At 63.4% G+C, this 22,774-nt stretch carries 21 protein-coding genes; 12 read left to right on the top strand and 9 right to left on the bottom strand.

Annotated elements, in window-relative coordinates:
- Positions 1–16: 16 nt before the first annotated feature.
- From ABIB45_RS13125 to ABIB45_RS13115, 3 genes are all read left to right on the top strand, one after another.
- Entirely contained in the window at positions 17–2,941 is a 2,925-nt protein-coding gene (locus ABIB45_RS13125; RefSeq protein ID WP_354216301.1) for a DEAD/DEAH box helicase, read from the top strand.
- A gap of 93 nt (positions 2,942–3,034) precedes the next feature.
- The gene (locus ABIB45_RS13120; protein ID WP_354216300.1) at positions 3,035–4,693 is read left to right on the top strand and encodes an amidohydrolase; all 1,659 of its coding nucleotides are present in this window, start codon (positions 3,035–3,037) and stop codon (positions 4,691–4,693) included.
- A gap of 105 nt (positions 4,694–4,798) precedes the next feature.
- Entirely contained in the window at positions 4,799–5,542 is a 744-nt protein-coding gene (locus ABIB45_RS13115) for a polyprenol monophosphomannose synthase (RefSeq protein ID WP_354216299.1), read from the top strand.
- Between the two features lie 179 nt (positions 5,543–5,721).
- Here ABIB45_RS13115 and ABIB45_RS13110 read toward each other — a convergent pair whose 3' ends face one another.
- The 4 genes from ABIB45_RS13110 to ABIB45_RS13095 all read right to left on the bottom strand — a co-directional run bounded on the left by ABIB45_RS13110 (position 5,722) and on the right by ABIB45_RS13095 (position 8,817).
- Complete coding sequence (locus tag ABIB45_RS13110; protein ID WP_354216298.1) at positions 5,722–6,069, bottom strand: RNA polymerase-binding protein RbpA; 348 nt, start codon at positions 6,067–6,069, stop codon at positions 5,722–5,724.
- Positions 6,070–6,349: 280 nt separating this feature from the next.
- Positions 6,350–7,291: an SPFH domain-containing protein gene (locus tag ABIB45_RS13105; protein ID WP_354216297.1), complete on the bottom strand. Its 942-nt coding sequence runs from the start codon at positions 7,289–7,291 to the stop codon at positions 6,350–6,352.
- Positions 7,292–7,347: 56 nt separating this feature from the next.
- Entirely contained in the window at positions 7,348–7,812 is a 465-nt protein-coding gene (locus tag ABIB45_RS13100; protein ID WP_354216296.1) for an NfeD family protein, read from the bottom strand.
- 102 nt (positions 7,813–7,914) lie between these two features.
- On the bottom strand, positions 7,915–8,817 hold the full coding sequence (locus ABIB45_RS13095; protein WP_354216295.1) for a putative RNA methyltransferase: 903 nt from the start codon (positions 8,815–8,817) through the stop codon (positions 7,915–7,917).
- A gap of 97 nt (positions 8,818–8,914) precedes the next feature.
- On the opposite strand from ABIB45_RS13095, the gene ABIB45_RS13090 reads away from it, so the two are divergent.
- Complete coding sequence (locus tag ABIB45_RS13090; RefSeq protein WP_354216294.1) at positions 8,915–10,894, top strand: S9 family peptidase; 1,980 nt, start codon at positions 8,915–8,917, stop codon at positions 10,892–10,894.
- A 12-nt stretch (positions 10,895–10,906) separates the two neighbouring features.
- Here ABIB45_RS13090 and ABIB45_RS13085 read toward each other — a convergent pair whose 3' ends face one another.
- Positions 10,907–11,572, bottom strand: coding sequence for a peptide deformylase (locus ABIB45_RS13085; protein WP_354216293.1), 666 nt, complete (start codon positions 11,570–11,572; stop codon positions 10,907–10,909).
- A 59-nt stretch (positions 11,573–11,631) separates the two neighbouring features.
- Here ABIB45_RS13085 and ABIB45_RS13080 point away from each other — a divergent pair, with 59 nt between their 5' ends.
- Entirely contained in the window at positions 11,632–12,063 is a 432-nt protein-coding gene (locus ABIB45_RS13080; protein WP_354216292.1) for a nuclear transport factor 2 family protein, read from the top strand.
- 19 nt (positions 12,064–12,082) lie between these two features.
- On the opposite strand, the gene ABIB45_RS13075 is transcribed toward ABIB45_RS13080, so the two are convergent.
- The 3 genes from ABIB45_RS13075 to ABIB45_RS13065 are packed head-to-tail and all read right to left on the bottom strand — an operon-like array spanning position 12,083 to position 15,141.
- A complete protein-coding gene (locus ABIB45_RS13075; RefSeq protein WP_354216290.1) occupies positions 12,083–13,270 on the bottom strand; it encodes an FAD-dependent oxidoreductase in 1,188 nt (395 codons plus the stop codon).
- Positions 13,218–13,919: a class I SAM-dependent methyltransferase gene (locus tag ABIB45_RS13070; protein WP_354216289.1), complete on the bottom strand. Its 702-nt coding sequence runs from the start codon at positions 13,917–13,919 to the stop codon at positions 13,218–13,220. Before ABIB45_RS13070 ends, ABIB45_RS13075 begins: the two co-directional genes overlap by 53 nt.
- Positions 13,920–13,923: 4 nt before the next feature.
- Positions 13,924–15,141 carry a type III polyketide synthase gene (locus ABIB45_RS13065; protein ID WP_354216288.1) on the bottom strand — a complete coding sequence of 406 codons (1,218 nt, stop codon included), beginning with the start codon at positions 15,139–15,141 and terminating at the stop codon, positions 13,924–13,926.
- A gap of 909 nt (positions 15,142–16,050) precedes the next feature.
- Between ABIB45_RS13065 and ABIB45_RS13060 the strand changes: the two genes are divergently transcribed.
- The 3 genes from ABIB45_RS13060 (at position 16,051) to ABIB45_RS13050 (ending at position 17,156) form a co-directional block, all read left to right on the top strand.
- Positions 16,051–16,284, top strand: a complete 234-nt coding sequence (locus ABIB45_RS13060; RefSeq protein ID WP_354216287.1) for a hypothetical protein — start codon at positions 16,051–16,053, stop codon at positions 16,282–16,284.
- Positions 16,285–16,357: 73 nt separating this feature from the next.
- Positions 16,358–16,756: a DUF3054 domain-containing protein gene (locus ABIB45_RS13055; RefSeq protein ID WP_354216286.1), complete on the top strand. Its 399-nt coding sequence runs from the start codon at positions 16,358–16,360 to the stop codon at positions 16,754–16,756.
- A gap of 118 nt (positions 16,757–16,874) precedes the next feature.
- A complete protein-coding gene (locus tag ABIB45_RS13050; RefSeq protein ID WP_354216285.1) occupies positions 16,875–17,156 on the top strand; it encodes an Lrp/AsnC family transcriptional regulator in 282 nt (93 codons plus the stop codon).
- A gap of 69 nt (positions 17,157–17,225) precedes the next feature.
- On the opposite strand, the gene trpD is transcribed toward ABIB45_RS13050, so the two are convergent.
- Positions 17,226–18,284: an anthranilate phosphoribosyltransferase gene (trpD, locus tag ABIB45_RS13045; RefSeq protein WP_354216284.1), complete on the bottom strand. Its 1,059-nt coding sequence runs from the start codon at positions 18,282–18,284 to the stop codon at positions 17,226–17,228.
- 147 nt (positions 18,285–18,431) lie between these two features.
- On the opposite strand from trpD, the gene ctaE reads away from it, so the two are divergent.
- The 4 genes from ctaE to qcrB all read left to right on the top strand — a co-directional run bounded on the left by ctaE (position 18,432) and on the right by qcrB (position 22,769).
- Positions 18,432–19,070 carry an aa3-type cytochrome oxidase subunit III gene (ctaE, locus tag ABIB45_RS13040; RefSeq protein ID WP_354216283.1) on the top strand — a complete coding sequence of 213 codons (639 nt, stop codon included), beginning with the start codon at positions 18,432–18,434 and terminating at the stop codon, positions 19,068–19,070.
- Between the two features lie 87 nt (positions 19,071–19,157).
- Entirely contained in the window at positions 19,158–19,946 is a 789-nt protein-coding gene (gene qcrC / locus ABIB45_RS13035; protein WP_354216282.1) for a cytochrome bc1 complex diheme cytochrome c subunit, read from the top strand.
- 98 nt (positions 19,947–20,044) lie between these two features.
- Complete coding sequence (gene qcrA / locus ABIB45_RS13030) at positions 20,045–21,115, top strand: cytochrome bc1 complex Rieske iron-sulfur subunit (RefSeq protein ID WP_354216281.1); 1,071 nt, start codon at positions 20,045–20,047, stop codon at positions 21,113–21,115.
- On the top strand, positions 21,093–22,769 hold the full coding sequence (gene qcrB / locus ABIB45_RS13025; RefSeq protein WP_354216280.1) for a cytochrome bc1 complex cytochrome b subunit: 1,677 nt from the start codon (positions 21,093–21,095) through the stop codon (positions 22,767–22,769). The genes qcrA and qcrB overlap by 23 nt, the downstream gene beginning before the upstream one ends.
- Positions 22,770–22,774: the final 5 nt, after the last annotated feature.

Raw genomic sequence — 22,774 nt, 5'->3', positions numbered from 1 at the left:
GCACTAGGCTTGAAGCATGTCCTCTATCTCCGGGCCGCTCTCGCCCTCTGAAAGTTACCGGGCCAGCGCGGAACGCACAGCCGAGGGGCGCACCTACCTGGGCGGGTTTGTCCGCACCCTCGATTTTGAACTCGACGAATTCCAGCGCCTCGCCTGCCGTTCCCTTCAGGAAGGCAGGGGAGTGCTGGTGGCCGCCCCTACCGGCGCTGGGAAGACCATTGTGGGGGAGTTTGCCATTTACCTTGCGTTGGAGCGGCATCTTAAGGCTTTCTACACCACGCCCATCAAGGCGCTAAGCAACCAGAAGTTCACCGAACTCGCCGAAAAATACGGGGCGGAAAACGTTGGGCTCCTGACGGGCGACACCAGCATCAATGGGGACGCCCCGGTCGTGGTCATGACCACCGAAGTCCTCCGCAACATGCTCTACGCCGAATCCGCCACACTGGACGACCTCGGGTTTGTGGTCATGGACGAAGTCCACTACCTCGCAGACCGCTTCCGCGGCGCCGTGTGGGAGGAAGTGATCATCCACCTTCCAAGCGAAGTCCAGGTTGTTTCGCTCAGTGCCACGGTTTCGAACGCAGAAGAGTTCGGTGCGTGGCTGGACACCGTTCGCGGTGACACCGACATCATCGTTTCCGAGCACCGGCCTGTTCCCTTGTGGCAGCACGTTATGGTGGGCCGGGAAATTGTGGACCTGTTCGCCGGCGAAACTACTTTTGACGAAATTGCGCCGCCCGCGGACGCCCAGACCGGAGCACCCCTGCCGGTCCGGGAAGAGCCGGATCCAGAACGGGATGCCGCCGCCCGCGATGACTCCGCAGGGCGGCGGTTCGAGGTCAACCCGGACCTGCTTGCCATGGCCCGCAGCGAAGGCCAGGAGAGCTTCCGTGGACGGTTCGGCCATGGCGGTCGGAGCCAGCGCCGCCAGCACCGGCAACGTGCAGAGGTCCGCACGTCACAGGGACCACTGCCCGGTGCCGTCCGGAAGGCCAGCCGTCCCCAGGTGGTTGCCAGCCTGGACCGCCAGGACCTGCTGCCGGCCATCACCTTTATCTTTTCCCGTGCTGGCTGCGACGCCGCCGTGGCCCAGTGCGTCTCGTCGGGGCTCTGGCTGACCACGGAGAAGGAGCAGCGCATCATTGTCCAGCGCGTCGACGAAGCGGGGCAGGACATCCCGCCTGAGGATCTGGACATCCTGGGCTTCTGGACGTGGCGGGAGGGCCTGCTGCGGGGTTTCGCCGCCCACCACGCCGGCATGCTGCCCACGTTCAAGGAAGTGGTGGAGAAACTCTTCGTCGAGGGACTGGTTAAGGCTGTCTTCGCCACCGAGACCCTTGCCCTTGGCGTCAACATGCCCGCCCGGTCCGTGGTTTTGGAAAAACTGGACAAGTTCAATGGCGAAGCCCATGTGGACATCACAGCAGGGGAGTACACCCAACTGACCGGACGCGCCGGCCGCCGGGGCATCGACGTCGAAGGCCATGCGGTGGTCCTCTGGCAGCCGGGGACGGATCCTGCGGCGGTGGCTGGCCTCGCCTCGCGCCGGACTTATCCGCTGAATTCAAGCTTCCAGCCCACATACAACATGAGCATCAACCTGCTGGCACAGTTTGGCCGCGCCCGCGCGCGGGAAATCCTCGAATCCTCGTTTGCACAGTTCCAGGCGGACCGGTCCGTGGTGGGTCTCGCCAAGCAGGTGCGCAGCCGGGAAGAGTCCCTTGCAGGCTACGCGAAATCCATGACCTGCCATCTCGGCGACTTCACCGAGTATGCGCGGTTACGCCGTGAACTGTCCGACGCCGAAAATGTCACCTCGCGGACCAAATCGCGGGCCCGGAAGTCCCTCAACGAGGACTCCCTTGCACGGCTCATGCCCGGTGACGTGGTGGACGTTCCGGGAGGGCGGGCTCCCGGGCTGGCCGTTGTGCTCAGTTCGGACCACAGCGGCCGGGAGCCACGGCCTGCGGTCCTCACCCTTGACAACCAGCTTAGACGGATCGGCGCCGAGGACCTCGAAGGTCCCATCGCACCCGTGACGCGGATCCGGATTCCGAAGACGTTCAACGCCAAAATCCCCAAGTCACGGCGCGACCTCGCCTCGTCGGCCCGGAACGCCCTGCGGGAAAACCGTCCACCCGCGCCAGGCCGCACCACTGACTTCGGCCTGGGAAGTGTGCTGCCCAACCAGGAGAAGCGGATCACGGAGCTTCGCCGGGCACTCCGGGCACACCCCTGCCACGGGTGCAGCGAGCGTGAAGACCACGCACGCTGGTCAGAACGCTGGTGGAAGCTGCGCCGCGATACGGACGCACTGGTCCGCCAGATCCAAGGCCGGACCAATACGATTGCGAAGACGTTCGACCGTGTCTGCGACGTCCTGTCGGCCTACGGCTACCTGGAGGCCGGCGCCGATGGCCGCCTGTCCATCAGTCCCGACGGCCAGCGCCTCCGCCGGATCTATGGCGAGAAGGACCTGCTGATTTCACAGTCCCTCCGGTTGGGTGCGTTCGGCGATCTTGACGCCGTCGAGGTTGCAGCCCTGGCGAGTGTCCTCGTCTATCAGGCCAAGCGCGAAGACAGGGGGCTCCGCCCCCGAATGCCGAGCATCGCACTGGAAACGTCCGTGGATCTGGTGGTCCGTGAGTGGTCCGCGCTGGAGGACGTCGAAGAGCAGAACAAGCTGCCGCTGACCGGGGAACCCGAACTGGGACTTGTCTGGCCCATGTACAAGTGGGCAAAGGGACGGCACCTCCAGGACGTGCTGAACGGCACTGACCTGGCGGCGGGCGACTTTGTCCGCTGGGTCAAGCAGGTTATTGACCTCCTGGACCAACTGGCCAAGATTCCCGGCCTTGATCCACGTCTCGCACGGCTATGTTCGGAGGCCATCTCGCTGATCCGCCGCGGTGTAGTGGCGTACTCGTCTGTGCTGTGATGAAGCCGTCCTTGATGTACGACCATAGATACAACAGTCCTTTGATGTACCGGCAGCCGGTGCTGTCCACCCCTACCCAGGAGCTTTACCCCGATGACCATTGATCGTTACACCGTGCCTGCCCCGCCCGAGCGCAAGGTGGTCCTGTACCGTAACGGCTCGGTGTACTCGGCCGCGGATCCGTTGGCCACCGCCATGGTGGTGGACGGCGACACCGTTGCCTGGGTGGGCTCCGAACAGGCAGCGTCATCCATTGCGGACTCGTCCATGGAGATCATCGACCTCCGGGGCGCGCTCGTGGCGCCGGGCTTTGTCGACTCCCATGTCCACCTGACAGAAACCGGCATTGCCCTGGATTCCCTGCAGCTTGGCGGGGTCCGTTCCGCCCGGCAACTACTTGATGCCGTGTCGGCTTCCCAAGGTAGCGGCCCGGTGCTCGGTCACGGCTGGGATGAGTCCACGTGGGACGACCCCACGCTGCCGGCAACTGATGAACTCGAGCGTGCCGCCGGCGGCCGGCACGTGTTTCTCTCCAGGGTGGATGCGCATTCGGCCCTGGTATCCTCCTCGCTTGCCACCGACGCCGGGCTTGCCGGCCTCGACGGCTATGCCGCCGGGGCGCAGGTATCGCGTGCCGCGCACACGGCAGCCCACCATGAGGCGCGGCGCCTCCCGGACGCCAGCCTCCGCGGGTTCCAGCAGCGGGCCCTCACCGAAGCAGCCGAGAACGGCTACGTGGCGCTGGCAGAGATGGCCGCCCCACATATTGGGGGAGTGCATGATCTTCGGCTTGCCGCTGCCTGGAACACCGCACCCGGAGAGGCTGCCGTGCCGGAAGTGATGCCGTACTGGGGCGAACTGGCCACTTCGGAGGAGCATGCCCGGCACCTGCTGGACGGCCTCGGCGTTCCAGTGCGCGGCCTCGCCGGCGACCTGAACATTGACGGTTCCCTCGGCTCCCGCACCGCGGCGCTGAGGTCCGGCTACAGCGACGCGGCCGGAGAGCGGGGCAGCCTGTATCTCACGGCAGCGGAGGCAGGTGCCCACCTTGCCGCCTGTTCACTGCTGGGCGTCCAGGGTGGCTTCCACGTTATTGGCGACGCCGGGCTGGACGCCGCGCTGGCGGCGCTGGAAATCGCTGCTGCGGAGGTAGGGGAGCAGCGGATCCGAGCTGCCGGTCACCGTTTTGAGCATGTGGAAGTGACAGATGCCAGCGCCGTCCAGCGACTGGCCCGGTACTCCGTCACAGTCAGCGCCCAGCCCCGCTTCGACGCCGTCTGGGGGAACGACGGCGGGATGTACCAGCAGCGCCTGGGCGGCCGAAGCCGGTCCATGAACGCATTTGCCTCATTCTATTCAGCCGGCGTTCCCATCTGCTTCGGCAGCGACAGCCCGGTGACGCCGCTGCGGCCCTGGTCGAGTGTGCGGGCCTGCCTGGAACACCACAACCACGACGAGCGGATCTCGGCGCGTGCGGCGTTCCTGGGCCACACCAGGGCTGGCTGGCGTGCGGCCAAGTATCACAACCCGATGGCCGGACAACTGGTTCCCGGCGCACCGGCCAGTTTCGCCGTCTGGGACGTTGAGGAACTGATGGTCCAGGTGGCGGACGGAAGGGTGCAGTCCTGGAGTACGGATCCGCGTGCCCGCACGCCCCTGCTCCCGGCGCTGGACACCGGCACAGACCCGGTTTGCCTGCAGACCGTCCGGGACGGCCACGAGCTATTTTCCAGTCCGGCCCTGCGTTCCTGATCCGAAGCGCAGGCCAGCGCCCTATAATGGGTAGTTGCGCCTGCCAGCCAGCAACTCTGCTGATTATCAGCCGCTCCGACTGCTCCCGTCCAGGAAAGGCCCCTTGTGCGCGTCCTCACCATTATTCCGACCTATAACGAGCTGGAATCGCTGCCCAAGACCCTCCAGCGCCTGCGGGCAGCCGTACCGGCCTCGGACGTTCTGGTGGTGGACGACAACAGCCCCGACGGCACCGGACACCTGGCGGACAAGATTGCTTCCGCTGATGCACAGGTCCATGTCCTTCACCGCAAGGGCAAGGAGGGCCTCGGAGCTGCTTACATTGCTGGGTTCAAGTGGGGCCTGGAGGCCGGTTACGACGTCTTGGTGGAAATGGACGCCGACGGCTCCCACCAGCCCGAACAGCTGCCCCAACTGTTGGAAGCAGTTGAACAGGGTGCCGACCTGGCCATGGGTTCCCGCTGGGTTCCGGGTGGCAGCGTGGTCAACTGGCCGCTGTACCGGCAGGCGATTTCACGCGTTGGCAGCACGTACGCGCGGCTGATGCTGGGGCTGAAGATCAAGGATGTCACCGGCGGCTACCGCGCCTTCCGGAGGTCAACCCTGGAAAAGCTCAATCTCGATCAAGTCGATTCAGTGGGCTATGGCTTCCAGGTGGACCTGGCGTGGCGTGTTGCCAAGATGGGCCTCAGGATCGAGGAGCGCCCCATCACGTTCGTTGAGCGTGAGCTGGGCGCCTCCAAGATGAGCGGCAACATTGTGGTTGAGGCCATGATCAACGTCACCAGGTGGGGCCTGCAGGCGCGCTGGAACAAGCTCATGGGCAAAAAAGCAGCGGCACAGGGCTAGCAGCTGGCCGCTCACAGCGGATCAGCATAGCTACGGGACTTACACACGTAACTTAGCGGAATTAACAAAGGACCGGCCCGGCAACGTGGATGACGTTACCGGGCCGGTCCTTTGCAATTCGTTCACTGCGCCGCGGTCAGTTCAGTACGCCGCTGGCAGTGAGGCTGAGGCCCCAAGGGTCAGGCGCTGCGCCGTTCACCGCGGCGTTCGCGCAGGATGGTCAGCCGGTCCTCAAGAATCTGTTCCAGCTCGGGGAGGGAACGGCGCTCCAGGAGCATGTCCCAGTGGGTACGGACAGCTTTTTCGTTGCTGGTGTCTGGACGTTCGCCATCGACCAGGAGCGCTTCCTTGCCGGTCTTGGAGACCCACACAGGAGGAATTTCAGCCTCTGAAGAGAACGTGACGAAGACCTGTTCGCCGTCCGCGCACCGGTATTCGACACGCTGACGCGGAGCCGGCTCGACGCCGGACTCGGTCTCCATGCTCTGCGCGCCAAGGCGCATACCCCGCAGGCTGCGATCGCTCATGTTTTCTCCCTCTGGTCGGTTCGCGGAGCAAGGCCCCACGCCAGCCGGCGCGACATAACCGCACCGAACTACTGTGTGCACTGTGCTGCATCATTAAATTCAACGCATTGCGAAGCATTCTTGTTCCAGCGGATCTGGTCCGACCGGACAAACACTCAATTATACCGATACGGATCCCTGCCGCCAAACGCCGGCGGTGGACCAGCGACGTACCTTACGGCAGGAGGCCGTGCCGCCTGGCATGGCGGGCACGGCCTCCTTGAAACTGGCTGGGTCAGGCTCAGGGCTGCTTGGCGGGTTCCTCATCAAAGAGCCTGCCGCCGGCCCGCGGATCAGGATTGGTGCCGCCGAGTGCGTTGCCGATGCCCTTGAGTGCTTCCCCGACTTCGCTGGGAATGATCCACAGCTTGTTGGAAGATCCTTCGGCCAGCTTGGGAAGCGTCTGCAGGTACTGGTACGCCAGCAACTTCTGATCAGGATTTCCCTTGTGGATCGCGTCGAAGACCTTTTGGATGGCCTGCGCCTCACCGTCCGCACGGAGGATGGCTGCCTTGGCGTCACCCTCTGCCGCGAGGATCGACGCCTGCCGCTGGCCTTCGGCCGTCAGGATGGCTGACTGCTTGGTCCCCTCCGCGGTGAGGATCGCAGCGCGGCGGTCGCGCTCGGCCCGCATCTGCTTCTCCATCGAGTCCTGGATCGAGTGGGGCGGGTCAATCGCTTTCAGCTCGACGCGCGAGACGCGGATGCCCCAGCGGCCGGTGGCCTCATCCAGGACTCCGCGCAGCTGACCGTTGATCTGGTCGCGGGAAGTAAGGGCCTCTTCGAGGTTCAAGCCACCAACGACGTTACGCAGGGTGGTGGTGGTGAGCTGCTCCACAGCCTGGATGTAGTTGGCGATTTCGTACGTGGCCGCACGTGGATCGGTGACCTGGAAGTAGACGACGGTGTCGATCGAGACCACCAGGTTGTCTTCGGTGATGACCGGCTGGGGCGGAAAGGACACCACTTGTTCCCTGAGGTCAAGGAGCGGCAGGAGCCGGTCCACAAACGGGATCAGGATGGTGAGTCCGGGGTTAAGCGTGCGCTGGTATTTGCCAAGCCGCTCCACCACGCCAGCCCTCGCCTGCGGAATAATCCGCACCGAGCGGACCAGAACAATTATCACGAACACGATCAGCACCACCAGCACAATGGCCAAGGCGACTCCTCCTGCGTTATCCATACTTCTCCCTATCCCCAATTATTCGGCTGTATCCAAAACGGTTGGTGTCGTTGCAGCTACGACGGGTCTGCTTGCTCCGGCGGTGCGGACACAACGGCCGTGGCGCCGTCGATGGCGGAGACCACTGCCTTCTGGCCCGCGGGCAGTACAGCGCCGGCGGACCGGGCACTCCACACGTCGCCGCCGATCTTCACCAGGCCGCCCGTGGAGCTGACTGCTTCCATGACGAGTGCCTGCTCGCCGATCAGCCGGTCCACGTTGGTGCGCTGTTCGGCGGGTCCCTTTTTCAGATGGCTGAGGGCCACCGGGCGGACAAAGGCGATCATGAGCAGGGACACCACGCAGAAAACAACGGTCTGCAGCCACAGGTCAGCGCCGGCAAAGTCCGCCACAATGGCCGCGAGCGTCCCGCCTCCCAGCATGATGAAAAACAGGTCAAGGGTGATCATCTCGATCACCGCGAACGCGAGGAAAGCTGTGAGCCAAAGGGCCCACCAGTTTTCGCCGAGCCATTCAAACATTCCGTCCCCCTTGACCCTTCGGCAGCTGTCTATTCATCCTAGTCCGCCTAGAAGCTGGACGGCAGGGCGCCGGGAAGAGGGCAGTTGAACGTGGCCAAGTCGTTACGCTGCGGGCCCCACCGGGCGAAAGACCGTGATCCTGAACAGGGCATCTACCGCGGAGGTAGGATCCGGTTTGTCCGGATCCCGTCTGTCCAGCCTGGCGGCAATTGCTGCCCTGTCCAGGTGATGGCCAGCCGGACCCATAAAGGCCAGGTCAGCCATTTCCCCAGGTGTGAGCCGCATGTGGATGTCTACATCCCGAGAGGACTCCGGCACGAAATGGCCGCCCAGGGACTCGGCCAGCCTGGCGTCCTTCTCGTCTTCAATGGCCAGCATCCCCGTCCGGGTGGCCAGCGAGCCCAGGTGTCCCGCGCGGGGCGTCACCACCACCAGCCGGCCGTCGGGGCGCAGGACCCGGGCGAATTCTGCGGCGTTGCGGGGCGCAAAGATCACCGTGACGACGTCGACGGCGGCGTCCGCCACGGGGAGTTGCTGCCACACATCGCAGGCGAGGTTGACGGCTTCCGGGTTGAGCCGGGCAGACCGCCTCAAGGCGAATTTGGAGATGTCGAGTGCGACGGCGGTGTACTCGCCGGTGACCCGCCTGACGTCGTCGAGCACTATCCGGAGGTAATGGCCCGTACCGGTTCCCGAATCGAGGACAGTGAACGGCGATCCGGGGAGAACCCTGGCAACTACAGCGGCTGATACGGCGTCCGCCAAGGGACGGTAGTGACCGGCAGCGAGAAAATTGAAACGGGCCGCCACCATGTCCGCAGAGTCAGCTTCAAAAACAGTTCCCTTACCGACCAGGAGATTGAAATAGCCCTGCCTGGCCGCATCGAAGCTGTGCGCTGCTCCGCAGATTAGGGAGCGGTGGGCAGCTTCGCCGGTGATGTTGGCTACCTTCAGGTGGTCACCGCACAGGGGGCAGCGCAGCGGAGGGGGCGCGGATGATGGCATACGCACCATCTTAGGGCGGCACCCACGCCAGGCTCTCTGCGCATGAGCGAGGCGTTGCTGTTCGTCGGGGGAATAGCCGCAGGTTAGGCTCACGTGGGTGAAGCCAGAACACCTCCCGCTGCTTAATTCCGTTTCGCCACCGGCAGTCCATCCGGACGGTAGCCGCGCTGCGGTGTCGGTGACCAAACCCGATTTCAACGCTGATGCCTATGTGGGCCAGCTGTGGAACGTACCGTTGGACCAGGAGAAGCTGCCGCGGCGGATCACGAGGGGCTTCCGGGACACCGCCCCCGCCTTCTCACCCGACGGACTGGTACTGGCCTTCCTCCGGACGGACGGGCCGGAGTCGAAGGCGCAGCTGTGCGTGGTGGAGGCCGACGGCGGCGAACCGCAGGTCATCACCGACAGGCTTCTCGGCGTCGAAACTTTCTCGTGGTCCCCTGACTCACACCGGATCGTTTACAGCTCCCGCGAGCCGGAGGCCGGCCGCTACGGCACCGTCGAAGGCGTCGCGGCGGAAGCGGAAGAGCCACGCCTGATTTCCACATACCAGTACAGGCTCAATGGCGTGGGCTACACCCGCGACAAGCCCCGGCAGCTGTTCCTGGTGGAGGTCCCTGAGCTCGGTGGCGAGCCTGCGGCGCCGCTGCCGGATGGCCGGCAGCTCACGTCGCTCGCCACGGATGTTGGCAGCGGGACCTTCAGCGCCGACGGGTCCGGCGTCTATTTTTCCGCACTGCCGGACGACGACGGGCTGGCCTCCAGCATTTACAGAGTGCCCGTCACAGGAGGGGACCCTGTAGCAGTTGACGTGGGTGCATCCACGAAGCAGTCAGTGCTGGATGTCCGCGAATCCAGGGACGGCCGATGGCTGTTGTATATTGCGCGGGAACTCGGCGTCTCGGGCACTGACTTCGTTGCACGCAACGCCGTGCTCTACTGCATGCCCGCAGGGGGCGGCAGGCCGCTTCCGCTAACGGACCCGGAGATGATGGACGTCGCCGCCCCCGGCAGCCGGATTGAACTTCGCGGTCCGGACCGTGCCCTGGTACTGAACAATGCACAAGGGACGGTGGAACTCCTCGAGCTGGGCGCAACGGGTGGCCATACGCTTCTGGTGCATGGGGACAGAGACGTAACCGGCGCCGCCTGGGCGGGCGGTTCCCTGTTCGTGTCATTTGCCGACCCCTCTACCCACGGGGACCTCGCAGCGCTCTACGACGGACAGTTGCGGATTCTGACAGACTTTTCGGCCAACCTGCGGACCATGACGGAGATCGTTGTGCCGCAGGAACTCACCTTTGACGCGGCCGACGGCTATCCCGTCCATGGTTGGCTGGTCCGGCCGGCAGGCAAGGGACCGCACCCTGTCCTGTTGAACATCCATGGAGGTCCGTATACCCAGTTCACGGTGGCACTGTTCGACGAGGCCCAGGTCTATGCAGAGGCCGGGTATGCCGTGCTGATGTGCAATCCGCGCGGCTCCGCTGGCTATGGCCGGGACCACGGGCTGGCCATCAAGGGCCGGCTTGGCACAGATGACATGCAGGATGTCCTGGCGTTCCTCGACGGCGCCCTGGCGAAATTTCCAGTGCTCGATGCCGGGCGCCTGGGCATCATGGGCGGCTCGTACGGCGGCTTTCTCACCGCGTGGACCATCGCGCACCACCACCGGTTCGAGGCGGCCATCGTGGAGCGGGGATTCTTGGACCCGGTCAGTTTCGAAGGCTCAGCGGATATTGGCTGGTATTTCGGCGGGGAGTACCTGGGCCTGTCCGCGGAGGCCTTTGCCGCCCAGAACCCGCTCGGACACGCGTCCAAGGTACAGACACCAACCCTGGTCATCCACAGCGAAAACGATCTCCGCTGCCCGATGGAACAAGGCCAGCGCTACTACACCGCGTTGAAAAGACAGGGGGTGGAGGCCGGCTTACTGATATTCCCCGGTGAGGACCACGAACTCTCCCGGTCAGGACGGCCGTTGCACCGCCGGCAGCGGTTTGAGCACATCCTGAGCTGGTGTGCCCGGTTCCTTCCCACAAAAGCGAACCCCACGGAGGTTCCGCCGCCCGGGTGACCCTCTGACGGGTCAGGGATTCTCAGGGAGGAAACCGAGTGAGGCCCGAGCTTTGGCGATTCCCGGTTCCGCCCAGTTGGCAGCGTATTCAGCGTTGGAGCTCAAAGACCTCAGCTCGGCTCTGTCAACGTACAGGGTGCCGTGCAGGTGATCGGTTTCGTGCTGCACAATCCGGGCCTGCCAGCCCCCAAATTCCTGCTCCGCGGCCAGTCCATCAGGCGTTTCGAACCGAAGCAACACACGTTCGTGGCGCACCACCACAGCCTGCAGGCCGCTGAGCGAGAGGCAACCCTCAAAGAACGCCGCAGTCTCTCCGCCGAGGGGTGTGTGGTGCGGGTTGAGGACGGCCAGGAAGTCCAGAGGGCTGCGGTGCCGGACGGCAGCCGCCCCCGGATCGACGTCGAACTTGTCCTCGAGGACCGCCAGCTGGAGCGGGATCCCGATCTGTGGCGCGGCCAGTCCAACGCCCGGTGCTTCGTGCATGACCCGGCGCATGAGGGTTATCAGCTGTTCGAGTTCGGCGGCGCTGATCTGCCCGTCGAAGGCGGCGGCGTGCTGGCGGAGCACGGGGTGCCCGGCCTGCACGATGGGGGGCAAAGTACCAGCGGCGAGGATCTCCTGGACCCGCTCCCGGATGTGCGCTGGGGTGGACAACGTCGGCGTCGATACAGCGGTCATGGGGAAAGCCTAGCCGCGGGAGAACGGCGGCGTCGGCCGGTTCGGCTACTGTCGATGCCATGGCAGAACTGATTTCGGCGGAACCCGCAGCGCTCGAACGCGTCCTGGAATTTGTCAGGACGCTCGAGGCCGGAGGCGGCGGCGAGGCCATCCGGCGCTTCCTTTCAGCCGATTTTCGCCTCGTCGAGGCGCCGCATCTGCTCGCTCCGGAAGGGTCCACCCGGACTTTGGATCAGGTGCTTGCGGGTGCCGACCAGAGCGGCGAAGTGGTGGCGGACCAGAAGTTCGACATCCGGCGCACAACCTGCGAAAGTGGCCGCGTTGTCCTCGAGGCCGACTGGTCGGCAACAATTCTGATGGATCTGAAGTACTGGAATGCCGGCGAGACCATCCGGGCCCGGACCTCATCAGTCTTCGAGGTCCGGGACGGCCTGATTGTCAGCCAGGACAGCTATGACTGCTACTTCCGGAGCCCCGGACCCGGGGGCTGACGGCGTGTTGCCGGGGCAGTCACTGCATGGTGAACCGCCGGGCCACCAGCCTGTTCGCGGCCGGAAGTCCCGCCACCGCGCCCATGGCCAGATTCCGCAGGCCCAGGAACGCCGGAGCCAGGGGCCGCCCCAACGACATGTTGACCTCGGCTTGCCGGCGCGCCAGAACTGCGGCCCGGCTGCGGCGGACAGCGTAGTCCTGGAGGCGCCAGCCGACCTGGCTGCCCGATAGGGATGCACAAATGATCGGCGCAAGCTCCGCTGCATCGAGCCATCCGAGGTTCATGCCTTGGCCGCCAATGGGGCTGATCTCATGGGCAGCGTCGCCGATGAGCACGGCCCGGCCAGCTACCAGCCTGCACGCCGTGGTTGACCGTGGGGTGAACGCACTCAGCATGGTGTTGGTGGCCGGATCAGGCCGGACACCCGTGCGCTGATATACGAGCCGCGACAGCTCCCCGGCGTCCAAGCCATGCGCCGGGCTCCCCATCCTGACCACCCAGCGCCGCACTTTGCCCGGAAGGGGAAAGGATTCCACTATTCCACCGGTCTCGAGGTACAGCACCGCCTCCTCGCTGTGGTCACAATCCGCTGCGAAATCACCCATCACGTAGTGGTCAGGGTAGGACTTCGAGAGCACCGGGATATCCAGCAGGCTTCGCATCAGTGACCGTGCCCCGTCCGCGGCGACGAGGAGACGCGCGGTGATTTGGCTGCCGGAGCCGTCCTCCTCCGGGGCTGCAAGGGCGACGGTGACCAGGCCGCCGTCGTCCGTTACTTCCATAACCCGGGTTCCCCGGCGCAGAGCGGAAGCGTCCAGATCGTGCACACGCCGCTCCAATACTGATTCCGTCATGAACTGGGGGAGGGACAGGACGAACGGAAAGGAGTCTGAAACGGTGGCGAAGGACATGGAGCCAACAGTCCTGCCGTGGCTGACTGCAGTGCCGCTGCGGATCTGCACGCCGGCACCCACCATGGCCGCGGCCACGCCTACGCTGTCCAGTGCGTTGAGGGCCGGTGGATGAATTCCAATCGCCCGGGAATGGTTTTCCCGCTGGTGGCGCTGTTCGAGGACCCGGACCGACACGCCCTCCTGAAGGAGCAACGCCGCGAGGTAGAGGCCCACCGGTCCGCCGCCCACGATCACCACGTCAAACATCGGACTGGACGGGGCGGTGCACGAGGACCTGGTGGAACGGCGCATGGCGCTGCACGCACCAGCCCGGGGGAGTGGCTGCGGTGAGTTCGGCAGGTGTGTAGCTGCGCCGGATGGAGACCAGTCCGTCGGCACGGATGAATGAACCACGGAACGGCAGTGCTGCGAGCCAGAACAGGCCGTAGGCGGCCATGCTTCGGCGCAGGTCATTGTGCAGGCAAAGCTGACGTGCCAGTGTCTGGGAGTCTGTGAGCAGCCGTGTGAGGTCCGCCGGCGGCAGGTGATGGATGACGTGGTTGGAGATCACGACGTCGAACCGGCGGCCGTCGCGGACCAGGCCGCTGCTGTCCGCCTGCAGGAAGCTCACACTAGGGTGGTGCGGACGGCGGGCTGCAAAGCCGTAGGCCCTGGCGTCAGGGTCGGTGCCGGTGATTTCGAGGATCAGCTTGTCCTTCTGGGACCACTGCGCGAGCAGTCGCGCGAGGTCGCCTCCGCCGCTGCCGATGTCCAGGACAGTGGTTATGGTCCCTGGTGAGAGCAGGGGTCGCAGTTCCTCGACATAGAGTTTCCGCCAGCCGGAAAAGAGCCAGTTGACCAATCCGAACTGCCGGTAAGTCTGTTCGAGTTTCTGCGGATCGCAGTCCAGCGCGTCCATCAGTTCCACCGCTTCGGACTCCCGCTGCCGCATCAGCAACATGGGCTCAGGTCCGGGAGGGGGCCGCCGCCCGGCCCTGAAGCGGTTCCCCGGACCGCACGCTTGCGGGTTCAAGGTCTGGCGCCGGCCCGCCCGCTTGGCGGAGCTTGGTGAAGAGGCCGGTTTCCACAGTGAGTCCGGGGCCGAAGGCCATGGAGCAGATGCGTTCGACGCCGTCCGTTAGCGGCTGCTCCAGGATGTGTTTGAGGACAAACAGCACGGTGGCGCTGCTCATGTTGCCGAACTTTCGCAGCGTTTCCCGGGCGGGTACCAGCTGCCGGTCCGTGAGTTCGAGCCGCGTTTGGACCTTGTCCAGGATGCTTCGGCCGCCCGGATGAATGGCCCAGTGGCGGATGTCTCGGTAGGGGAGTCCGCGGAGCGAGGGGTCCCGGGACAGGAGTGGTTCGAGGGCGCCGATGATGTGGCCATCGATGATGTGCGGCACGTAGTTGCCGAGGACCATCTCGAAGCCGTGATCACCGATGTTCCAGGCCATGGACTCTTCGCCCACGGGAGTAAGCACGGTTTCGAAGTGGTCCAGCTGGAGCAGGGCGGGTACATCCGGAGCGTTCCGGGCAGTGACGACAGCGGCGGCGGCGCCGTCGGCAAACAGCGCCGAACCCATGATGGTGTCCGGATCGTTGGACGTCCGCACGTGCAGGGAACAGAGCTCGGCACAGACCACCAGCACAACGGCCTGCGGATCTGCCTCGCAGAACGACTTAGCGGCCCGCAGTGCCGGGAAGGCTGCGTAGCAGCCCATGAATCCGAGGTGGTACCGCTGCACGGCAGGGTCAAGCCCCAGCGCACGGACCAGCTTATAGTCAGGACCCGGGTTGAAGAACCCGGTGCAGGAGACGGTAATAACGTGCGTTATGTCAAGTAAAGTCAGATCCGGGCAGGCGTCCACGGCAGCCTGCGCGGACTCAATGAAGAGCTTGGTGGCCTGCTCGGCGAAGATCTCGTTCCGCGCCTTCGTGGTGGGGTTCAGCAGGAGGCCTGTGTCCGGATCAAAGAACTGTGGATCGTCTGCGCGGAATGCCATGGTCATTTCTTCGACCGCCGTGTGGCGCGTATCGATGGCCGCTGAGTCGAAACAGGTATTCACCAGCCTGGAACCCAGCCTGGTCAGCCCTGGCTGGGCTGCGAAAACATCCCGGGCCTCGGCCTGGATCAGCACAGTCGGCGGAACAGCAGTTTCCAGTGAACGCAAGTAGACCGTCATTGGTTCATTGTTGGCGAGCACCGGAGTTAAGACAATGGCCATCCTTGCCGGAACCGGTCCTGGTGGGCCGCAGGACGTCAACGACGAGCCAAACGCCATCCTTGGCGAACGCACTGCGGAACCGAAGTATTTAGACCCACTTCCCACCTCTTCGAAAAACGCCGATAATCTACATTATGTCAAGTAGCGCTCAGCGTATCTCATCAGATAAATCATTTAGGCCCTCTCCCGCGGAATTCGGCACCATCGAGGGCCGAGAGCGGCTAGTGACCCGTTTCCAGGAGTCCGCGAAAGAGTATCTGGCAGTGGACGCCGGCCCATATCGATAAGTTCTTTGGGGATTTGCGCAGCGTAAGGCACACACCCCGTCCAGGTCTGTTTCGACTGGAACACAGCGGTCCAGGCACAAGTTGCCGAGTCTGCTCGCGGCGATGTTGTCGACGGTAACCCACTGCTGGACTGTGAGTTTTCGCATGGCGCCAACCGAACCCGCTCGCGAGCTCAACGGGCGCCACTCTTGTAGCGCTGGCCCGGGCGTGCGCGGTGTTGGTCAATGGCAGGAATCCTCGTTTCAAACGCCGACAGCCCGAGAACCTGATAAGAACGCGCCCATCGAGACACCCCATTAACAAACCCGGCGCGTCATCCGCCCTTGCCACTCCCCCAGATGGCTTGTGAACTCCGCGCTCGGCACGCGCGAGCCCGGAGGCCAAACCACTTCGGATTTCCCTGCCCGGGACAGATTGGACTCCTACTGGCGGGCAGGTAGCCAGCCTGAGAAAGTCGAGTACGTCCTACGCATGTGTGCAATGACTTTGTCTCCTAATCTTTTGACACTGCGGCACGCGGGGACGTCAGCTTCCCACGAACAGCGGGGAGGTCAGGTTCTGGCTCTTTTGAGGACGTCATATGCTGAATTCGCTTATCCCCCAGGCACGCGAGGTTGCGCTGCGCGAAGCCCCGGGAAGGCCTGTAGTCATGCTCAGTCCGGTCCCTGTCAAAGTACGCTCCATCATCGGCAACGCCCTGGCCTATACGGTCACTCACATTCTGGTTGAGTCATATGATGGCGGGGAATACGCCGTAGGGTGGGAGGCCAGCTGGCTGGTGCGCCGGGCTCCTGAAGACTCTCCCGGCAAATAGCTGGCCTGTGAAATTCGAATAATTGACCTTCCTCATGCGACGTTGACGATGCCGCGGCGTTAGGCTCGAAACCATGATTCCTTCCAGCCAGCAGCCCGCAGTCTCCAGCGCCCGCCGGGCCGTCATCATTGCGGCGTTGACTGACGCGGTCCTCATCCTTGTGTTCGCCTCCATCGGCCGAGACGCGCACCAACGTGGTGACGTCGTTACGGGAGTGTTCCTGACCGCATGGCCGTTCCTGGCCGGTGCCGCCCTCGCCTGGCTTACAGCCCGGGCCTGGCGGCGACCGCTGACCATGCCAACGGGGGTTGTGATCTGGTTGGGGGCCGTTGCGGGCGGCATGATCCTGCGGGCACTGACAGGCCAGACCGTGGTGTTCGCATTCATCATAGTGACGCTCCTGAGCCTGGGCGTGTTCCTGGTTGGCTACCGGGCTCTCCTGGCACTGGCGGCCAGGCTTAGAAAGTCCTGACACTACCCGGCCCGGGCGGCCTGGATGAGGCTGCCACCGAAGATGCCATGTAATAGGCTGACATCACCACAGAATCCTGCCGTATTACAGCGGCTAACAGATCCGGAAGGATTGAAAAGTGATCACCGCATTCGTTCTGATCAAGACCGACGCCGCACACATCCCGGAAACCGCCGAGGAGATTTCCGCGATCCAGGGCATCAGCGAGGTCTATTCCGTGACCGGCGAATGGGACCTGATCGCCGTTGCCCGGGTGCCACGTCACGAGGACCTTGCCGACGTTATCGCCGACAAACTCTCAAAGGTTCCGGCTGTGGTCCACACCACCACACACATCGCCTTCCGTGCATACTCCCAGCACGATCTCGATGCCGCCTTCGCCCTGGGCCTCGAGCAGTAGGACTGCTGCCAGGCAAAAGGGGCGGGCCCGGCTGAAATGCCGGGCCCGCCCCTTTTGCCTATGAATGCATTACGGCCGGGTCAGTGATACCCATTTATCCAGGACCGCATCGGCGGCACCGGAATCTATGGACTCTGCGGCCCGGGCCAACGCCGAACGCATGCGGTCGAGGAACGGACCTTCCGCCGTCGCATCGAATGCCACCAGGCCGGCGGCTGCGTTGATCAGCACTGCGTCCCGCGCGGCTCCCGCCCTGCCCGCCAGGACGTCACGCACGACGGCGGCGTTGGCCTGGGCGTCTCCGCCACGGAGTTCTTCCACTGTTGCGGGACGGATCCCCAGCTCGGCCGGCGAGAAGATAAGTTCGGTGACGGTGCCGCCACGGATCTCCCAAACAGTGGAAGGTCCCGTGGTGGTCAGCTCGTCCAGCCCGTCGCCGCCCCGGAAAACCAGGCCGCGGCTCCCCCGCTGCGCCAGCACGCCGGCAACCAGCGGAGCCATCCGCGCATTGGCCACTCCGACGGCTGAGGCCTGGACAAGCGCCGGATTCGTCAGGGGTCCCAGGAAATTGAAGGCAGTAGGGATCGCAAGTTCTTTGCGGGGTACTGCCGTGTGGCGGAAAGAAGGATGGAATACCTGGGCGAAGCAGAAGGTGATCCCAGCTTCCCCCGCGTTCCGGGCAACCTGCTCCACCGGGAGGTCGAGCCTGACCCCCAATGCCTCCAGCACGTCAGCTGATCCGGAGGAGGACGATGCTGCACGGTTGCCGTGCTTCACGACCTTTGCCCCGGCGCCGGCCGCTACCAGGGCGGCCATCGTGGAGATGTTGACTGTGTTCAGCTGGTCCCCGCCGGTCCCCACAATGTCCAGCTTCTCGCCGGGAATGCTGATGGGCGTGGCATGGCGCAGCATAGCCTCCACCAGCCCCGAAATTTCGTCCACGGTTTCACCTTTGGAGCTAAGTGCCACCAGGAACCCCGCTATCTGGGAGGGCGTCGCCTCCCCGGACATGATTCTGTCCATGGCCCACGCGGTGCTGTCCGCTGTGAGGTCGGTGCCATTGATGAGCGCTGAGATGAGCCGGGGCCACGTGTTGCGGTCATCCGGCGCGGTTGCCTGAGAAGTCACTTCCTGATGCTATCGAGCCACCCATGCCCTGACCAATGTGAAGGTGCCCGGGAACTTTTCCCAGTGATTTCGCGTCTTTGTAGAAAAAGTCCCCCGAAAAGGCGGTTTGCGTTGGGAAGTACGGACTTTTATAGACATAATGTCTATGTGACATCTGCGACCCATGCCCCCAGTACCCCGGCGCACCCCACGCTGAACCGCCCCAACATGGTTTCTGTCGGAACCGTTGTTTGGCTGTCCAGCGAGTTGATGTTCTTCGCCGGTCTCTTCGCCATGTACTTCACACTGCGCTCTACGAGCGGTCAGATGTGGGCCGAAGAGACAGCCAAGCTCAACTTCCCGTTTGCGCTAGTTAACACCATCGTCCTCGTGGCCAGTTCCTTTACTTGCCAGATGGGCGTCTTCGCCGCCGAACGGCTGCAGCCCCGAAAGACGGGCGGACGCTTGCAGCTCTCCCGTTGGGGGATGAATGAATGGTTCACCCTGACGTTCATCATGGGCGCATTCTTCGTCGCAGGCCAGGCCACGGAATACGCCTTGCTGGTTTCAGAGCACGTTTCGCTCTCCTCCAACGCCTATGGCTCAGCGTTCTACATCACCACCGGATTCCACGGCCTGCACGTTATTGGCGGCCTGGTAGCCTTCCTCTTCATCATCGGACGCTCGTTCGCAGCGAAGAAGTTTGGCCACTTTGAAGCAACGTCGGCAATCGTCACCTCCTACTACTGGCATTTTGTGGATGTTGTCTGGATCGGCCTCTTCCTGGTCATCTACGTACTGAAGTAGTCAAGCTTTGATTACTTTTCTACAAGAGGCAGAATTTCAAGAAGCGGCTCACGGAGCCGGCGCAGGATCGAATAAAGGAACCACCACGTGAAGGCTCTCTCGCAAAAGCGGCGTCACCCACTCGCAGTTATAGCGCTGCTCCTGATGGGACTACTCGTCACTGGTGGGCTCTATGCCGTTGCCACCACTGTCAACGAAGCCAAGGCGTCCACCACCAGTTACAGCTCAACTGACACCGCCGAAGGCAAGAAGCTCTTCGAGGCGAACTGCGCAACCTGTCATGGAATGGGCGCCAGCGGCACCCAGGCTGGACCAGCATTGGTGGGCGTAGGCGCAGCCGCGGTTGACTTTCAGGTCGGAACCGGCCGCATGCCGATGCAGATGAACGGACCCCAGGCTTACAAGAAGCCGGCCCAGTTCAATGACGAGCAGACCCACCAGCTTTCAGGTTACGTTGCTTCCCTGGGAGCAGGCCCGGCAATTCCTGAAGAAGGCCTGTTGGACCAAAAGGGCGATGCTGCAGCAGGCGGCGAGCTTTTCCGCGTGAACTGCGCCATGTGCCACAACGCAGCTGCCGCTGGCGGTGCGCTGACGCGCGGCAAGTTCGCTCCTGCACTTGCCGATGTTTCCGGCAAGCACATCTACGAAGCCATGGTCACGGGACCACAGAACATGCCTGTGTTCAATGACGCGAACGTAAGGCCCGAAGGCAAGCGCGACATCATCACCTTCCTGAAGCAGATCGAAGCCAACGGCTCGCCCGGCGGCGCTGACCTGGGCGCACTTGGACCGGTCTCTGAAGGTCTCTTCGTCTGGATCGCAGGTCTTGGTGTCATTATCGCCTTCACGATCTGGCTGACATCCCGAACGTCCTAGGGCACCGGGATCCCTAAGAACTTCTGCTGCCCAGTCAGCAGTTTTAAATTGAAAACTAACCCGGCAGACGCCGGGACGAGAGAAGGATGAGGCGAATTATGGGCAACCATAGTGACGGCAGTCCGAACCACTCGGGCACCGTAGCTACGGCTGGTCAGAATGAGGTGGAGAAATTCCAGGATCCTGGACTTCCCCCGCATCGTTTGCGCCTGGCTGACACGGACCCGACGGCCGCCAAACGGGCAGAACGGCAGGTAGCCATACTCTTCGGCATCTCCGTTGTTGGCACCCTGATCTTCCTGGTGGCGTACTTCGCCATCGATCTGGGCGAAGGGGCGGGCATTGCCACGATCCGCCTGCAGAACGCCCTCCTGGGGCTTGGCACTGCCTTCGCCATGCTCGGCATCGGCACCGGCATTGTGCACTGGGCCAAGGCCCTGATGCCGGACCACGAAGTCTCGGAGGAGCGCCACGCGATCCGAACCGAAGAGGACCGCCAGGCCGCAGTGCGAATAGTGGATGACATTGTGGAGGAGACCGGCATCAAGCGCCGCCCGCTCATCCGCAACACCCTCCTCGGAGCCGTTGCTTTGGCACCACTGCCCGCCATCGCGGTTTTTGGTGACCTTGGTCCCCGTCCGGACAAGGCACTCTCCCACACCATGTGGGCTCCCCAGGAGGGCAAGCGCAAGCGCCTCACCCGGGACCCTGACGGCACCCCCATCAAGGCCTCCGATGTCACGATGGGCTCGGCCTTCCACGTCATACCTGAAGGCCTCAACGGACTGCACGAGGGCAAGCTCAACGAAAAAGCCAAGGCTGTTGTGCTTCTTATGCGTCTTGATCCTGCGTCCCTGAATCCTTCAGCAGGGCGCGAGGACTGGAGCTATAACGGCATTGTTGCCTACTCCAAGATCTGCACCCATGTCGGTTGCCCTGTTGCCCTCTATGAGCAGCAGACGCACCATCTGCTGTGCCCGTGCCACCAGTCCACCTTCGACCTCACACAAGAGTGCAAGGTGATCTTTGGCCCGGCCAGCCGGCCCCTCCCCCAGCTGCCCATCGCGGTGGATGACGAGGGCTACTTGGTCGCAACCAGCGACTTCAAAGAACCTGTAGGACCGAGTTACTGGGAGCGTGATGAGCATGAGCGCAGCATCAACAGCTGAAGCCCCCGCCTTCGTAGCCAAGACTAAGGCCGGACGCATCACTGATTTCGTTGACGCCCGGGTCGGCGGTTCAGGCATCCTCCGTGAGTTCGGGCGCAAAGTCTTCCCCGACCACTGGTCATTTATGTTCGGTGAAGTGGCGCTCTACTCCTTCGTCATTCTGCTGCTGTCAGGCACCTTCCTGACGTTCTTCTTCGATCCGTCCATGGCTGAGACCCAGTACGCAGGTTCCTACGTACCGTTGAAAAACGTCGAAATGTCCGTGGCGTACAGCTCCTCCCTGAATATCTCCTTTGACATCCGCGGCGGGCTCTTTATGCGCCAGGTGCACCACTGGGCGGCCCTGCTGTTTGTGGCTTCCATCGCCGTGCACATGCTTCGTGTCTTCTTCACCGGAGCCTTCCGCAAACCGCGTGAAATGAACTGGGTCGTTGGCAGCGTCCTCTTGATCCTCGCCATGGCAGCGGGCTTCACCGGCTACTCCCTCCCCGATGACCTGCTTTCCGGCAACGGCCTGCGAATCATCGACGGCGTCATTAAGTCCATACCCGTGGTCGGTACCTACATCTCGTTCTTTCTCTTCGGAGGCCAGTTCCCTGGCACCGCAGTGATCGGCCGACTGTACATGCTGCACATCCTGCTCGTGCCCGCGCTGATCCTGCTGATGATCGTGCTCCACCTCTTCATGGTGGTCGTACACAAGCACACCCAGTACCCCGGCCCTGGCCGCAACGATGGCAACGTCGTCGGCTACCCACTGGGCCCGGTATATGCGGCGAAGGCAGGCGGATTCTTCTTCATCGTCTTCGGTGTGATCGCCCTGATGGCGGCCTTCTTCACGATCAACCCGATCTGGAACTACGGCCCCTATGACCCCTCCCCCGTCTCCGCCGGTACCCAGCCCGACTGGTATATCGGATTCGTGGACGGCGCCCTACGCCTGATGCCCGGTGTTATCGGTGACTTCCACTTCGAGTACGTCATCTTCGGTTACACCCTCACGCTGAACGTTCTCCTGCCAGCCCTCGTGCCGGCTGGAATCCTGTTCACTGTCATGTTTATGTACCCGTGGATCGAAAGCTGGATCACCAAGGACACCCGGGAACACCATGTTCTGGACCGTCCCCGGAACGCACCAACACGCACCGCCATCGGCGTTGCAGGCTTCGTCTGGTACTGCGTTATGTGGGCTGCCGCCGGTTCGGACCTCATCGCCACGCACTTCCACGTCTCCCTGAACGATGTGACGTACTGGCTCCGGACCCTCTTCTTTGTTGGCCCGATTATCGCGTTCGTCGTCGCCAAGCGTGTAGCCCTGGCTCTCCAGCGCAAGGATCGGGAGATCGCACTTCACGGCCGCGAGACCGGCCGCATCGTACGTCTGCCGCATGGCGAATTCATCGAAGTGCACGCACCCCTTGACGAGTACAAGCGCTACAAACTGGTGGGGTTCGAGTCGCCTGCTCCGCTGGCGGCCGTTCCCAATGAAAACGGTATCGTGACCACCAAGGAAAAGCGGCGCGCGTTCCTGTCCAGATGGTTCTTCGAGGACCGCGTTGCACCTGCTACGCCCGCCGAGTTGGAGGCCGCCCACGGCCATCATGCTCCCCCGGCCGTGGAAGCGGCTGAGGAAAGCAAGAGTCTCAGCCACTGACAGCA

This window comes from Arthrobacter sp. UYCo732, assembly GCF_040547265.1.
Taxonomy (GTDB): Bacteria; Actinomycetota; Actinomycetes; order Actinomycetales; family Micrococcaceae; genus Arthrobacter.
This window is presented reverse-complemented; position numbering and strand designations above follow the sequence as displayed.

Coding starts and splice junctions, on each gene's coding strand:
- ABIB45_RS13125 (WP_354216301.1), top strand. CDS start 17: ATGTCCTCTATCTCCGGGCCGCTCTCGCCCTCTGAAAGTTACCGGGCC.
- ABIB45_RS13120 (WP_354216300.1), top strand. CDS start 3,035: ATGACCATTGATCGTTACACCGTGCCTGCCCCGCCCGAGCGCAAGGTG.
- ABIB45_RS13110 (WP_354216298.1), bottom strand. CDS start 6,069: ATGAGCGATCGCAGCCTGCGGGGTATGCGCCTTGGCGCGCAGAGCATG.
- ABIB45_RS13105 (WP_354216297.1), bottom strand. CDS start 7,291: ATGGATAACGCAGGAGGAGTCGCCTTGGCCATTGTGCTGGTGGTGCTG.
- ABIB45_RS13100 (WP_354216296.1), bottom strand. CDS start 7,812: ATGTTTGAATGGCTCGGCGAAAACTGGTGGGCCCTTTGGCTCACAGCT.
- ABIB45_RS13095 (WP_354216295.1), bottom strand. CDS start 8,817: ATGCCATCATCCGCGCCCCCTCCGCTGCGCTGCCCCCTGTGCGGTGAC.
- ABIB45_RS13085 (WP_354216293.1), bottom strand. CDS start 11,572: ATGACCGCTGTATCGACGCCGACGTTGTCCACCCCAGCGCACATCCGG.
- ABIB45_RS13080 (WP_354216292.1), top strand. CDS start 11,632: ATGGCAGAACTGATTTCGGCGGAACCCGCAGCGCTCGAACGCGTCCTG.
- ABIB45_RS13075 (WP_354216290.1), bottom strand. CDS start 13,270: ATGCGCCGTTCCACCAGGTCCTCGTGCACCGCCCCGTCCAGTCCGATG.
- ABIB45_RS13070 (WP_354216289.1), bottom strand. CDS start 13,919: ATGTTGCTGATGCGGCAGCGGGAGTCCGAAGCGGTGGAACTGATGGAC.
- ABIB45_RS13065 (WP_354216288.1), bottom strand. CDS start 15,141: ATGACGGTCTACTTGCGTTCACTGGAAACTGCTGTTCCGCCGACTGTG.
- ABIB45_RS13060 (WP_354216287.1), top strand. CDS start 16,051: ATGCTGAATTCGCTTATCCCCCAGGCACGCGAGGTTGCGCTGCGCGAA.
- ABIB45_RS13055 (WP_354216286.1), top strand. CDS start 16,358: ATGATTCCTTCCAGCCAGCAGCCCGCAGTCTCCAGCGCCCGCCGGGCC.
- qcrA (WP_354216281.1), top strand. CDS start 20,045: ATGGGCAACCATAGTGACGGCAGTCCGAACCACTCGGGCACCGTAGCT.
- qcrB (WP_354216280.1), top strand. CDS start 21,093: ATGAGCGCAGCATCAACAGCTGAAGCCCCCGCCTTCGTAGCCAAGACT.